Genomic DNA, 12,575 nt, shown 5'->3' with positions numbered 1-12,575 from the left:
TGGGCGACCGACCACAGCAGGGCCATCGCCAGCAGCAGAACCGAGGTACGCACCTTGCGCGTCAGGAACGACACGCCCACCGCGGAGAGCGAGAAGAGGCTGAAGAACGCGGCCTGCGCGGTGCCGAACTCCCCCCGGCTGAGGCCGAACTCCTTCATGACCTCCGGGCCGGCCAGCCCCAGTACGGCCTTGTCGGCGAAGTTCACCAGCATGAAGGCCAGCAGCAGCCACGTCGTCGCCCACGCCTGTCGGCCCGAGGGAGGCTCGGCCGCCCGGCCCCCGTCGGGCACTCGGGTGTCCATGGTCTCCGTGCTCATTCCCCCTCCCGGATGCCGGTGCTGCCGGCCGCGCCGCACCCGCAGCCGTCGTCGTCGACGACGCCCACGCTGACGGCGCCCGCGGCCCGCCGCCGCCCTTCGTCGCTGCGCGTCAGCTCGGTGGCGAGGTCCGTGCCCTCGGCGATTGCGGCGGATTCGGCCGCCGCCCAGTGGAAGACGCCGCGCGCCATCGTCGAGGTCTCCGCCTTCGCCCGGCAGGCGAAGACCTCCGCACGGACCTGGGCCACCTCCCGGTCGGCCGGCGCGGCCAGCGCGGCGGTCTCGGCGAGGTGCGCTGCGAGGCGCAATTGCCCGCGGCCGAGCAGCCGTTCGGCCCGTTGCGCCAGCGCGCGGGCACCGCCCGCCGCGTCCGCGAGCTCGGCGGCCAGCGCAGGCTCCGGGGCCGGCTTGAGGTGCGCCGGGTTCTGGTCGTACCAACCGCCCCACAGCCGCCACAGGTTGCGGACGACGAACTCCGGCTCGTCGTAGGCGGGGTGCAGGTACGGCTTCTCCAGCAGGCCCGGCGGCACCTTCACCCCGTGCAGGACCTCGTCCAGGCGCGCGCCGGCGTTCATCAGGTCCCGCGTCTGGGTGCACAGCGACTCCAGCAGCTCCGCCGTGTCGCCGAGCGCCTGCCGGATGCGGTCCGCGCCCAGGATCGGCACCCCGTGCCCCGGCAGCAGCACCTCGGCGCCCAGCTCCTGCATGTCCCGAAGGGCCCGTGCCCGACAAAGACAATGCCGACCGTCAGGTCCGCCTGTCGTTCCTCGGGTAGAACCGCGTCCGCCGTCACGGGAAAAGCGCGACAGCGCCCCTCGTCCGTGACGACGAGGGGCGCTGCGGCTCGGGAGCGGCCGACCGTCAGGTGCGGTAGGCGTAGTACGCGGCGTTCGGGTAGGACGAGATGATGCTCGTCACCGAACGGCGCAGGGTGTTGGTGGAGTGGTACGTCAGGTACGGCACGCCGTTGCGGCGGGACGTGACGATCATGGTGTGGTCCTTGGACCCGTCCTTGTCGAAGTCGACCTGGAGGACGTCGCCGACGTCCATCTGGTAGACGTTGGCAAGGCTGGTGGTGCGCTTGGAGTTCTGCGCGAACCAGGACCACTCGTTGACGCCGACGAAGGAGTGCGACTGGATGTCGGCGGTGCCGAACCAGCGCGTGTAGTCGTAGACGTAACCGGGAACGTGCTTCCAGCCGCCGGCCTTGAGGGACTGACTGACGAAGTTGGTGCAGTCGCCGCCCGCACCGGCCCCGTTGAAGTTGGGGTAGGCAGGGTTGTAGTTCGTCCAGTGCTTCTCCGCGTACGCGGCCATCGCCTGGTAGTCGTACTCGCCGCCGGTGAGGTTCTTGGGGGCGGCCGGCGGGCGCTTCGTGATGGCGGCGCGGGGCGCGGCCGGGGTGGTCGTGGTGGTCTTCGCCGCCGCGGTGGTGGTCTTCGGCTGGGCGAGCTGGTTGACCGCGAGGTAGCCGTCGGCGGTCTCGCGGATCTTCGTGACCTTCCAGGAGCCGCTGCTGTCCGCCTTGAAGGTCAGCTCGTGGTGAGCCTGGAAACCGGTGGTGCCCGGCTCGCCGCCGGTGACCTTCGCGTAGGTCAGGGTGGTGTTCTCGGTGACCCGGACGACGGCGGTACGGCCCTTGACCTCGGTGCGGTCCAGGGTGACCTTGGTACTGCCGGCGCTGTACCTCTCGCCGTTGCGTGCGAGTCGGTTCTTGCGCTCGTCGAGCTGCTTCCGGGCGGCGTTCTCGGTGCGGCCGATGCCGGAGGAGAGCTCCACCTTGCCGGAAACGCCTTCGGATACGGCCTTCTTGCCGCCGTGGCGCGGCCGGTCGACCAGCGCGTTGGTGCGGTCGGTGAAGACCGCGTCGGCCAGGCTCTGGAAGGCGGCCTTGGTCTGGGCGTCGACCCGGGGTTCGGCCGTCGTGGACGCGCCCGCGTTCCAGTTGGGCAGCAGTGCGACCCCCGCGACGGCCGATGCGGCGGCCGCCGTGAGTATCGTCGCCCGGCGCCGCGTGTGCTTGAGTTTTCTCGACTTCACTGGCGTTCTTCCCTCTTTTTCCCGGCATGGGACCGCCGAGCCAAGCGGCATCTTTGCATGACTCGTGCAGCCGGTGTGAGGGAGGTGCGGGGATTGATGCGAGGAGGTGTCCGAACTGTCACCGCAGGTGAGGGCGACGGTCGTTGGGCGTCACCTCACGACGGTGGACCAGTCCGGAGACTGGGCGGGGTCGAGGCTGCGGAGCCGCTCCAGGGTGGCGGGCTTCTGAGCGTCCATCCAGTCGGCAAGTTCCTTGAAGGACACGCACTGGACGTCCTTCTTGGTGCACACCTTCTCTATCATCTGGTCGACGGCCTTCATATAGATACCGCCGTTCCACTCCTCGAAGTGGTTGCCGATGAACAGAGGCGCGCGACTGCCGTAGTAGACGCGGTTGAACCCGGCTGTGTAGGTGTTCAGGGTCTCCTGCTGCCACTGCGGGTGCATGGCCGGGTCGCCGTCGGTCTTTCCATCGGACTGGTTGTAGAGAAAGTTGAAGTCCATGGACAGGCCCTGGTACTTGCCCCCCTCGTACGGGAGCATCTGGAGCGGGAAGTCCCATATGCCGTTCTTCTTCCTCGGCCATATCTGGAAGTCACCGGCGGAGCTGGCGTCGTAGCGCCAGTTGTAGCTCTTGGCGGCCTGGAGGAGATTGGGCTGACCTTCGAGGCAGGGAGCGCGGCCGCCGGCGACCTCACGGCGTACGTCGAACGGCAGCGGTTCGAGGTCGGTCCTGCCGGTGTTGGTCTTCCACTTCTCGACGAAGTCGTAGAACTGGTCGATCTCGCTCTTCCACTCGGGCACGCTCCAGTCGCCACCGCCCTTCGGGCCGCAGAAGTGCCCGTTGAAATGGGTGCCGATCTCGTTGCCGTCCTTCCAGGCCCCGCTGAGCTGCTCCAGGGTGGTGTAGACGTGCTCGTCGGTGGGGAAGCTGATGGCCGCGCTGCCCCGGGGGTGCTGCGGCGGGTCGTACAGGTCCCTCTTGCCCTTCGGCAGCAGGTAGATACCGGTGAGGAAGAAGGTCATGTGGGCGTTGTGCCGATTGGCCATCTCCCGGTAGTGCGCGAACAGTCCGTCATCGCCCTGGAGGGCGCCGTCCCAGGAGAACACCACGAACTGCGGCGGCTTCTCGCCAGGCTTGAGGGGCCGGGGCTTGAGCTGCCCCTTCTGCGGGCCGGTGTAGGAGGTCGAGCCGTCCCCGATCACCTTGACCTTGCCGTCCCAGGCCGGTTCCTTCGCGTCTCCGGACAGCGGTTGGCGCGGCGAGCGGTTCGTCGCGGACGCGGTCGGGGTGGTGTCGTCGGTGCCGGACAGGACCAGGTAACCGCCGAGGGTGGAGGCGACGACGACGAGTGCCGCCAAGGCGAGCGTCCGGGGGCGGGCGGGGAGACGGCGGGGCGCGGGGTCCTTGCGGCGTCGGCCCGACGGCTTGTTCATCAGCGGCTCAATCTCTCGTGGCCTCCACCTGGCGGAGGCGCGGAAGGGGACGTTGTCGGTCGTGCCGGTGGTCAGCCGAGCGGTCTCAGGGCTTCCGACCAGATGCCGTACGGGACGCTGTCGGTGATCGTGCCGCCCAGTCCCTCCAGCGGTAGGGGTTCGAGGCTCTTGGCCAGGTCCATGCGGTAGACGACGACCGCGGTGGACACCTTCTTCTCGGTGCCGACGTACCAGGCGGCCGTGTCGTCCTCGGTGGTGCCCCTCTTCCCCGCGACCTCGCCGCCCGCCTTCGCGGCGGTCTCCGGGTAGGCGGTGCGGAAGGCGTCCGTCAGGGCGGACTGCACCTCGGCGGCGGTGTCGGCGTCCACGGCCCGGCGCGCGACCGGGACGTCCGTGGGGACCTCGTGGCCGTTGCGGGTGACCTTGAGGATGGCGTACGGCTCGGTGTGCCGGCCCTCGGCGGCGAAGGTGGTGTAGCCGCTCGCCATCCGGATGGCGCTGGGCCTGGAGCTGCCGGTGGTCAGTGCGGGCACCTGGGCGCCGAGGCTGGAGGGCAGCAGGCCGCTGGCCCGGGCGGTCGCGCGGACCTTGTCCAGCCCGGTGTCCATGCCGAGCTGCATGAAGGTGGTGTTGACGGAGGACGCGAGGGCTTGGTGCAGGGTGATCTGTCCGTACGATCGCCCGTTGTCGTTCTTCGCGGCGACCTTGCGGCCGCTGCGGTCCCAGTAGGGCCCTTCCGGCGTGGTGACCGGCACCTTGTCGTCGCCGTCGTACACCGTCCCGCCCGTCACCGGCTCGGGGCCGCTGTCCCGGCTCTTGCGCACGCCGTGCTCCAGGGCGGCGGCGTAGACGAACGGCTGGAACGCCGAACCGGCGGGCACGGTGGTCGCGTTGGACTCGTTGTAGCCCTGCTTACGGTGGTCGGGTCCGCCGTGGATGGCCACGATCCGCCCGTCGACGGCGATGGAGGCAGCGCCGTAGTGGACGTGTTTCGCGGCCTTGGGGTTGTCCTTGCGGGCCTTGTCGCGGGCCTTGCCGACGGCCCGGGTGAGCTGGTCCACGCGCTTCTTGTCGAACGTCGTGTAGATCTGGTAGCCGCCGCGGTCGAAGTCCTTGTCGGAGATGCGGGCCGTCTTCTTGGCGTACCGGGTGGCGAGTTCCACCAGGTAGTCGCTCTGCTCGCCGGTGCTGTAGAGCGGGTTGCTCTCCAGCACCTTCGGGAAGGTCCGGTAGTCGGCGCGCTCCTCCGGCGACATCTTGCCGATCTCCACCATCCGGTCGAGCGTCCACCGCCACCGCTCCTCCGCCCGGGCGCGGTTGGCCTCGCTGAGCGTCGGATCGTACAGCCCGGCGCCCTTGAGGAGGGTGGCGAGAAAGGCGCCCTCGCTGGCGTTGAGTTCGCTCACGTCCTTGCCGTAGTACGCCTGGGCCGCGCGCTGGATGCCGTAGGTGCCGCGTCCGAACCAGCTGGTGTTGAGGTACCCCTCCAGGATCTGGTCCTTGCTCATCTTGTTGTCGAGCTTGAGAGCCATGATGGCCTCGGTGAACTTGCGGCTGTAGGTCCTCTCCTGGCTCAGGTAAGCGTTCTTGACGTACTGCTGGGTGATGGTCGAGCCGCCCTCGGTGCTGCCCTGTCCGACGGTCCGCAGGAGGGCGCGGGTGAGACCCTTGGCGGAGATGCCGGGGTCGCTGTAGAAGCTCTCGTTCTCGGCCGCGAGCACCGCCCAGCGCACGTCCTGGGGAACGTCGTCCAGCTCCATCTCCTGCCGTTGCACCCAGCCGGCGCGAGCCATGGGAGTGCCGTCGGCCCAGAAGTAGACGTTGTCCTGCTGGGTGGCGAATGAGTTGAGGTTGTCCGGAATGTCGGTGACGGCGTAGGCGACCGTCAGGGTCAGGACGCTCAGCCCGAACGAGGCGAGGACCGCGCCCCCGGCTTGCCGCCAGTTGGGCAACCAGCGCTTCCAGCCGGTGAGCCCGGGGCGGGGATAGCGCGGCCGCACGCGGCGAAGCCAGGGGCCGAGCACGGCGACGACGGTACCGGTGGCGGCGACGGCCGCGGCGGTGAGGCGGGCGGCGGGCGTCGACTTGGGCGCCTTGCGGCGGCGCCGGGTACCGGGCCGGCCGGATGCGGCGGCTTTGGCGTCCGCGCGGCGCGATGTGCGGGATCCGGAAGTGGCCGCGGGGGAGTCGCCGGTCGGTGCGGTCTGTCCGGTCTTCTCCGTGTCGGAGGGTGTGCCGGTGCTGCCGTCGGGTATCTCCCGCCGCCCTGCGCCGGTTATGGGCGGCTCTTCGAAGCCGGGGGTGGGTATGCCGCCTTCGGCTATGCGAAGCTGCATCGTCTCGTCGGGTATGAGCCGCTGTCCGAGCGCACGCCTGTGTGCCGGGGGACTCGACTCCGAGGGCTCTCCCTCGCCGCCCTGAGCGTCTGCTCCCTGCCCTGCCTGGGTCACGATCGGCCTCTCTCCGTACTCCCAACACGCGCAGGCAGTACGGACGTACGAGGGCTTGACCCAGCAATCGTTATGGCGGTCGCAAACCCTGACTTCCCCCGACCTCACGGGATCGCGGCTCTCAAATTACCAGCGTAGTTCGCAGGATCTCCACACGGTGGTCGGGCGAATCCGGTCACATCATGGCTGACCGTGCCTGTACGCCTCGCCGGGGGCTCTTCGCCGCATCGGACGAGCTGACCTCGACGGTTCCGGGAAAGAGACGGACTCAGGTCCTCCCGCAGCGACTACGCGGCGCGATCGTAGTCGGCGGGCTCTTCGGGGGAGCAGGGGTGCGCCTCCCCGCCCCCACTGCCTACGGCCCTACGGAAGAGCCCTTTCTGGGCGGCCCGGAGAAGCGCCCAGGAGATGAGGAGAGCGGCGGTCAGTGCCCAGGCGGCGACCCACCAGTTGGCGGCCGTTCGCAGGATGGCCTCGGTGGCGGTGAGGGCGATGGCGGTCGCGTGAGACCAGCACAGCGCAATGCCTGCCCAACGGGTGGCGTGGTCGATCCTCCGCAAGCCGAATCTCGCCCCGCGCTGGTGCTGCTCCATGACTCCCCCGTTTCGTCGCGTGCTTCTTTGCCCGAGCTTGACTGTTTATGCGATTCGGTGCACGGAACGGAGCGGCCCGGGGCTGTCTTTCGGCCGCGCTTTTGTTGATGCTGAAACTGTTGCCACGGGGAAAGTCAGGCTGGGGCGGGGTGCTTTTCGGGGCGAAGGGGGCATGGAGGCTGGCTTGATCTCGCCCACTTGCGTGCTCTTGGTCGAGAGCTTGTTCGTGTTGAGTGAAGGAGTTGTGGCAGTGTGTGGAGCTCCAGTGGGTACCTTCACGGCCTCTGCGCATCTCCTGCCGTCGCCCCCCCGTGATCGCCACGTCTGCCGAGACACCCTTCACCTCGCAGCTCGCCTTGTCCGGCCATCTCTTCTCCCCTCCCGCTCCGTGCTGATCGCGGCCGGTTTCCTGGGTTGATCGCGATCACCACCCGAGCTGCCTGGATCCTGTCGGCAGGTGCGCTTGCCGATTGGTAACCCATGGGTTACCAATAAGGGGTGGACCCGTTCATAGCGCTGGCCGACCCCGTACGTCGTGACCTGCTGCGCGCACTCGCCTCCGGCCCGGCCCGGGTGGTCGACCTCGCGGCGCGGCATCCGATCAGCCGACCCGCGGTAAGCAAGCATCTGCGCATGCTCACCGAGGCAGGGCTGGTCACGGTCGAGGACCGCGGTCGCGAGCGCCACTACGCGCTCGCCCGCCCGGGCCTCGCCCCGGTCCGCGCTCTGCTCGACGAGCTCGCCGGGCGCCGTCCTCCGATCCCCGAGAGCGCCTTCGACGCCCTCGACCTGGAGGTCCGCAGAACGGTCCACGACCGCCGGGCCGGCGCCGACGCCGTTCCCGGTACCGGAAGATCTCAGGAGGAATCAGCATGACCAGCACCCCCACCGGGCGTCGCGTGACCATCGACGGCCTGGACAGCATCGCCTTCGACCGCACCTTCCGGGCCGGTATCGAGGACGTCTGGGCGGCGGTCACCGAGTCGGACCGTCTGGCCCGATGGATCGGCGAATGGACCGGCGACCCGTCGACCGGCTCGGTCGACTTCCGCATGCTCTTCGAGGGCGACGAGCACCAGGCCGAGGTCTTCACCATCCAGGAGTGCCAGGCCCCTCGCCGTCTGGTCCTCATCTCGCAGGTGCCTGGCGAGGAAGCCGTCTGGCACATGACTCTCACGCTCGTCGAGCACGAGGGCACCACCACCCTCACCTTCACGCAGTCCGTCGGCGACGACCCGGCGATGGCGGGCGGCGTGGGCCCCGGCTGGGACTACTACCTCGACCGGCTCGTCGCCGCCGAGACCGGCGGCGACCCGGCATCCGTCGACTTCGGCGACTACCACCCGGTCCACACCCAGCACTACCTCGACATGTTCAGCTGAGCTCATGGAGGACGCCCGGTACCCGGGGCCGTATCCCGCCTAACGGGGATGCGTGTCGGCCACGCCCGGGCCGCGATGCCCGTCGGCCGAGCCGGGAAGCAGGCCCGCGTCCTGGGCGCGCAGCACCGCGCCGAGCCGGTCCGTGGCCCCGAGCTTCCGGTACAGCGCGTTCAGGTGCTTGTGGACGGTGCGCGGCGAGATGCCCAGCCTTCGTCCGATCCCCCCGGCGGTCAGTCCCGTGGCCAGCAGGTGCAGCACGTTCGTTTCGCGCGGGGTCAGCGGGGCCGCCAGGGCGTGGTTGGCCTGCCGCCTGTGGTCGCTGCCGGAGGACTTGCGCAGTGCCGTCAGGAGGGCCCGGTGGGCCGTCGCGGCCTTGAGGAGTGGCTGGACGCGCGCGGCGTAGCGCTCATCATGCCGGGAGAAGTCGCCGCCTGAGCGGTGCACCAGGAACCCGCTCACGTGCGGCCCCCTCTCCGGCAGCGGCAGGCCGAACACGTGCCGTGTCCCGAACGCCTGGCGGAGAGCGTCGGCGGTCGGACTGTTCTGCCAGGTCCGCGCCCCCACCACACGTGCGGCGCTCTGTGGCGTCCAGTCGGAGCTGGCCCCGTAGCGGTCGATGAAGGGGTACCCCGAGCGGATGTGAGCCTGCACCGAGTCGTCACCGACGCCCGCTTCCGGCAAAGGCCGCGGGGACCGGATCACCACGCTGCCCTGCTCAGGTGTCCAGGGCACCTCCTTGACCACGATCAGTTCGCCGTCGAGCGCCGTGAGCAGTTCCCCCGTGAGCAGGGGCCAGACGGACGCAGGGGCCTCGGTGCTCATCACCTCGACCGTCAGGTCCAGCATGCGTGCGTACCGATCCGGCATGACGACTTCCCCCGACGTCCCCGTGAATGTCCCGCTTTACCGTAACCCGCTGTTGTCCATACGCAGTTCTCCCCATGGTGCGGCACGAGGCGCCCCCGCCACCATCGGCTCCGTGCGGACCACGGGGTCCGCACGGCACAGCTTCTCGCCGACCACGTGGTGGCCGGAGCAGCCTGACGCTCTTTCAGGTGACGGGTGGCTGTACCGAGTCGTACCCCAGTGGCCTGCGCGGCAATGGCTCGTTCACCGGGCAGGTCCCGTACGCCGACGACAGCCTCGACGACCTTGTCGCGTACGTGAAGGTCTGCGCGGCTGACGCCGCGACCGCGAACCACCGAAGGGACATCTCCACCATGCGCCCACTGCGCTCCGTGCTCACCTCACTCACCGCGGTATGCGCCCTCGCGGCCGGCCTGGCCGTCGCCGGGCCCGTCGCCCCGGTCCAGGCCGCCGCGTCGGACTGCACGGGCGGCGCCCGGGGCTTCCGCGACCACCCGGACAACGCCTCCGGCGACACCGACAAGCCTCGCAGCCTGGACCTCGGCGGCGGGGTCGTCATCACCTTGGAGAAGGGGGTGTACGGGGGCCAGCAGATCGCCTTCGGGAAGATCAGCGGCCCCACCCGCCCGGGCGACAAGGTGTGGATGGACTGGCGTGCCGCCGGATGGGACGACGGCGGCAGGCCCGAATGGCCGGTCCACCCCTGGCTCCAGTGCGGGCCCTTCACCGTGCAGAGCCACGGTCAGAGCCTGACGACTCCTTTCAAGCGCACCAGCACCGACCCCAATTACCAGTTCCGGGTCTGCGGTTCGCTCGCCACCAACGGCGTCGTCCGCTGTGCCACCAAGAACGGCGTCGACTGGTGGTGACCCGCCGACACCGCTGAGGTACGTCACCGACGCCTGACCCGCCGTACCCATCCCCTTCCGGAAGAACCGAGGATGACCGTGTCCCTGTTTTCACACCGACGTCTGCCCGTGAGCGCGGCCTTGATCGCCGCCCTCGCCGGAGTTCTGGCTCCCGCCACCAGTGCGTCCGCAGCCCCCGCCACCATCCGGACCCAGGAGTCCGCCCCCGACATGGCCGGCATCGTCGCCGCACTAGAGTCCGCGATGGCCAACGGAGCGCCGGGCGCGATGGCCCGCTACTCCGGTCCGGAGGGGGTGAGAGGAAGAGCGGTCGGCGTCCGTGACCGGGAGTCGGGCGCGGCCATGGACACCCGGTCCCGGTTCCGGATCGGCAGCGTCAGCAAGACGTTCTCCAGCGTCGTGCTGCTCCAACTGGTCGAAGAGGGACGGCTGAAGCTGGACGCGCCCGTCAACACGTATCTCGAGGGGCTCCTGCCCGACGACCGGATCACGGTCCGTCACCTCCTGACCCATCGCAGTGGCCTGGCCGACTACACCAACGCCATGTTCGAACAGACCGTGCCGGGCTTCGAGGCGGTGCGCAACCGGGTGTTCAGCTACCAGGAGCTGGTCGACCTCTCCCTCGCCGAACCCCGGACCACCGAGCCCGGTGCCGCGTACGCGTACTCGAACGCCAACTTCGTCGTCGTCGGCATGCTCATCGAGAAGCTGACGGGACGCCCGGTGGCCGACGCCTACCAGCGGCGCATCATCAAGCCGCTGGGGCTGCGCGACACCGCCTACGTCCACCCCGACACGCGCATCAAGGGCATTCACGTGCGTGGTTATCTGCACCCCGACGAGTCCGGTGCGCCGCTCGTCGACTCCACCGAGCAGACCGTGTCCTGGGCGCAGTCCGCAGGCGCCGTCATCTCCAGCCCCGCCGACCTCAACAGCTTCACCGGTGCCCTGATGCGCGGTCGGCTGCTGTCCCCCAGGGCGCTGGAGGCCATGACCACGGTCACGCCGACGGACGGCACCAACACCCGGTTCTACGGCCTCGGTCTGCGCCGCTACGACCTGTCCTGCGGTACCCGGGTGTACGGGCACACCGGCACCGTCCAGGGCTTCTACACCTACGCCTTCTCCACCCGCGACGGGCGGCGCAGCCTTTCGGCGCTGGCCAACACCTCCAACCGCGGTGCCGCGAACACCGCGCTGGGCAACACCCTGGAGGCCGCCTTCTGCGGCAAGAGGCCGGTACCCGCCCCGGCCGCGCGCTCCACGGCGCCCTCCGGCACCGCTGCCCACGTACCGCTCCCCGCCGAGCGTGACCTGCCCGAGCGCCACTGAGGTCCAGCGGTCACGTCGACCAGACCACCTTGCCCTGGTGCACGATGACCACCTTCGCGTCGGGCCTCAGCACCATCTGGGCGCCGCCGAAGTCATGGGTCTTGGAGGCCCAGATGGCCCGGTCGTCGCCGTTGTGGATGACCAGGTTGCCGTCGGGCTGGAAGATCGCCCGGTGGTTCTCGCCGAAGGTCATGGCGGCCCAGATCGGCTTGTTCTGCTCGTTGTAGACGACGAGGTTGCCGTCCTGCTGCATCGTCATGCGGATGCGGTTGGTGGCCCAGGACTGGCCGACCCCGATGGAGCTGGTCGCGGAGACCGTCTGGGTGCCCCAGTTCGGCTTCGGGGCCGCCTTGGGCTTCGGTTTCGGCGAGGCCTTCGGCTTCTCGGCGGGGGCGCTCGTCCGGGGCGCGGGTGAAGGGGCCACGGGTGCGGGGGCTGCCTTCGGCCGGTCGGTCTTCTTCTGTTCCGTCGGGGACGGTGTGGGCTTCACCGCCACGTAGTCGTCCAGCGCCGCCGGGGCCGACTCCGGGTTGAGGACCGTGTCGGCGCTCCCCGCGACCGGGGTGGTGGAGGGGCGTCGGGGCTCGTCGTCGTTCGCGCTGCCCATCAGCAGCACGGGTATCGCGACCAGGGCGGCGCCGACGAACGCGGCCCCCGCCAGCACCGGGGTGCGGGGGCGGCCCTTGTCGGCGGCGGTGAGGGTCTTGGTGCCCGGCTTCGCAGCGACGGCCGCTGCCAGGGCGATGCTCTCCGTACGGCCCTCGGGTGCTTCGGTGGTCCGCGCCGTGGACGAGGGCTCGGACGGGGCGGCAGAGGCCGTCGGCGAAGCCTCGGCTGTGGGTGTGGGTGTGGGTGTTGCTGTGGCTTCGGCCTCGGTTGGGGCTTGGGGGTTTTCGGTACCGGCCGTTGCGGCGGGCTCGGCGGGGGTCCCTTCGGTGCCGGCCGTCGCGGCGGCCTCGCTCCGGGGCTCCTGCGACTCGGCCGGGGCGGCGGGGCCGGACTTCTTCGTGCCGGGCGGCGGGGAAGTGGCGCCGGACTTCTCCGTGGCTGCTGCCGCGGACTCGGTGCCGGGGGCGGGGGGCTCGGGGGGCATGTGCTGACTCCTCCTCGGGGGCGAGCCCAACGTAGCCCGTCGGAGAAGGGGGAGAGGACACTCGCTTCGATACGCCTCCGTCGCTTTGTCATCCGACGCCTTTCCTGTCCCGGAAAGTTCCGCGCTCGGGCAGCAAACGGGCAGGCAGACGGCCGATACGGGCCCGCCCTCGGGCCCCGCGAACGGAGCTCGTAT

The 12,575-nt window shown here is 69.9% G+C and carries 11 protein-coding genes; 4 read left to right on the top strand and 7 right to left on the bottom strand.

Translation table 11 applies throughout. The features are described 5' to 3' along the window. Positions 1-313: 313 nt before the first annotated feature. The 5 genes from IE134_RS13210 to IE134_RS13190 form a co-directional block, all read right to left on the bottom strand. Positions 314-1,024, bottom strand: a complete 711-nt coding sequence (locus IE134_RS13210; RefSeq protein ID WP_189430562.1) for an alkyl sulfatase dimerization domain-containing protein — start codon at positions 1,022-1,024, stop codon at positions 314-316. 154 nt (positions 1,025-1,178) lie between these two features. Beyond that, positions 1,179-2,357 carry an amidase domain-containing protein gene (locus tag IE134_RS13205; RefSeq protein WP_098894501.1) on the bottom strand — a complete coding sequence of 393 codons (1,179 nt, stop codon included), beginning with the start codon at positions 2,355-2,357 and terminating at the stop codon, positions 1,179-1,181. Positions 2,358-2,507: 150 nt separating this feature from the next. Then, the gene (locus IE134_RS13200; protein ID WP_189430561.1) at positions 2,508-3,794 is read right to left on the bottom strand and encodes a polysaccharide deacetylase family protein; all 1,287 of its coding nucleotides are present in this window, start codon (positions 3,792-3,794) and stop codon (positions 2,508-2,510) included. Positions 3,795-3,865: 71 nt separating this feature from the next. Beyond that, positions 3,866-6,130 carry a transglycosylase domain-containing protein gene (locus tag IE134_RS13195; RefSeq protein ID WP_189430559.1) on the bottom strand — a complete coding sequence of 755 codons (2,265 nt, stop codon included), beginning with the start codon at positions 6,128-6,130 and terminating at the stop codon, positions 3,866-3,868. A gap of 401 nt (positions 6,131-6,531) precedes the next feature. Further along, a complete protein-coding gene (locus tag IE134_RS13190; protein WP_126932006.1) occupies positions 6,532-6,837 on the bottom strand; it encodes a hypothetical protein in 306 nt (101 codons plus the stop codon). A 498-nt stretch (positions 6,838-7,335) separates the two neighbouring features. Here IE134_RS13190 and IE134_RS13185 point away from each other — a divergent pair, with 498 nt between their 5' ends. Next, positions 7,336-7,713: an ArsR/SmtB family transcription factor gene (locus IE134_RS13185; RefSeq protein WP_098019807.1), complete on the top strand. Its 378-nt coding sequence runs from the start codon at positions 7,336-7,338 to the stop codon at positions 7,711-7,713. Continuing rightward, complete coding sequence (locus IE134_RS13180) at positions 7,710-8,219, top strand: SRPBCC family protein (protein ID WP_032788462.1); 510 nt, start codon at positions 7,710-7,712, stop codon at positions 8,217-8,219. The genes IE134_RS13185 and IE134_RS13180 overlap by 4 nt, the downstream gene beginning before the upstream one ends. Before the next feature lie 39 nt (positions 8,220-8,258). Here IE134_RS13180 and IE134_RS13175 read toward each other — a convergent pair whose 3' ends face one another. Then, a complete protein-coding gene (locus IE134_RS13175; RefSeq protein ID WP_189430558.1) occupies positions 8,259-9,086 on the bottom strand; it encodes a helix-turn-helix transcriptional regulator in 828 nt (275 codons plus the stop codon). A 188-nt stretch (positions 9,087-9,274) separates the two neighbouring features. On the opposite strand from IE134_RS13175, the gene IE134_RS13170 reads away from it, so the two are divergent. After that, positions 9,275-9,955: a hypothetical protein gene (locus IE134_RS13170; protein WP_229823543.1), complete on the top strand. Its 681-nt coding sequence runs from the start codon at positions 9,275-9,277 to the stop codon at positions 9,953-9,955. Positions 9,956-10,027: 72 nt separating this feature from the next. Beyond that, complete coding sequence (locus IE134_RS13165) at positions 10,028-11,287, top strand: serine hydrolase domain-containing protein (protein ID WP_189430557.1); 1,260 nt, start codon at positions 10,028-10,030, stop codon at positions 11,285-11,287. A 10-nt stretch (positions 11,288-11,297) separates the two neighbouring features. On the opposite strand, the gene IE134_RS13160 is transcribed toward IE134_RS13165, so the two are convergent. After that, the gene (locus tag IE134_RS13160; protein WP_189430555.1) at positions 11,298-12,380 is read right to left on the bottom strand and encodes a mannose-binding protein; all 1,083 of its coding nucleotides are present in this window, start codon (positions 12,378-12,380) and stop codon (positions 11,298-11,300) included. Positions 12,381-12,575 lie beyond the last annotated feature (195 nt).

It is taken from the genome of Streptomyces rubiginosohelvolus, assembly GCF_014649875.1.
GTDB lineage: Bacteria > Actinomycetota > Actinomycetes > Streptomycetales > Streptomycetaceae > Streptomyces > Streptomyces rubiginosohelvolus.
This window is presented reverse-complemented; position numbering and strand designations above follow the sequence as displayed.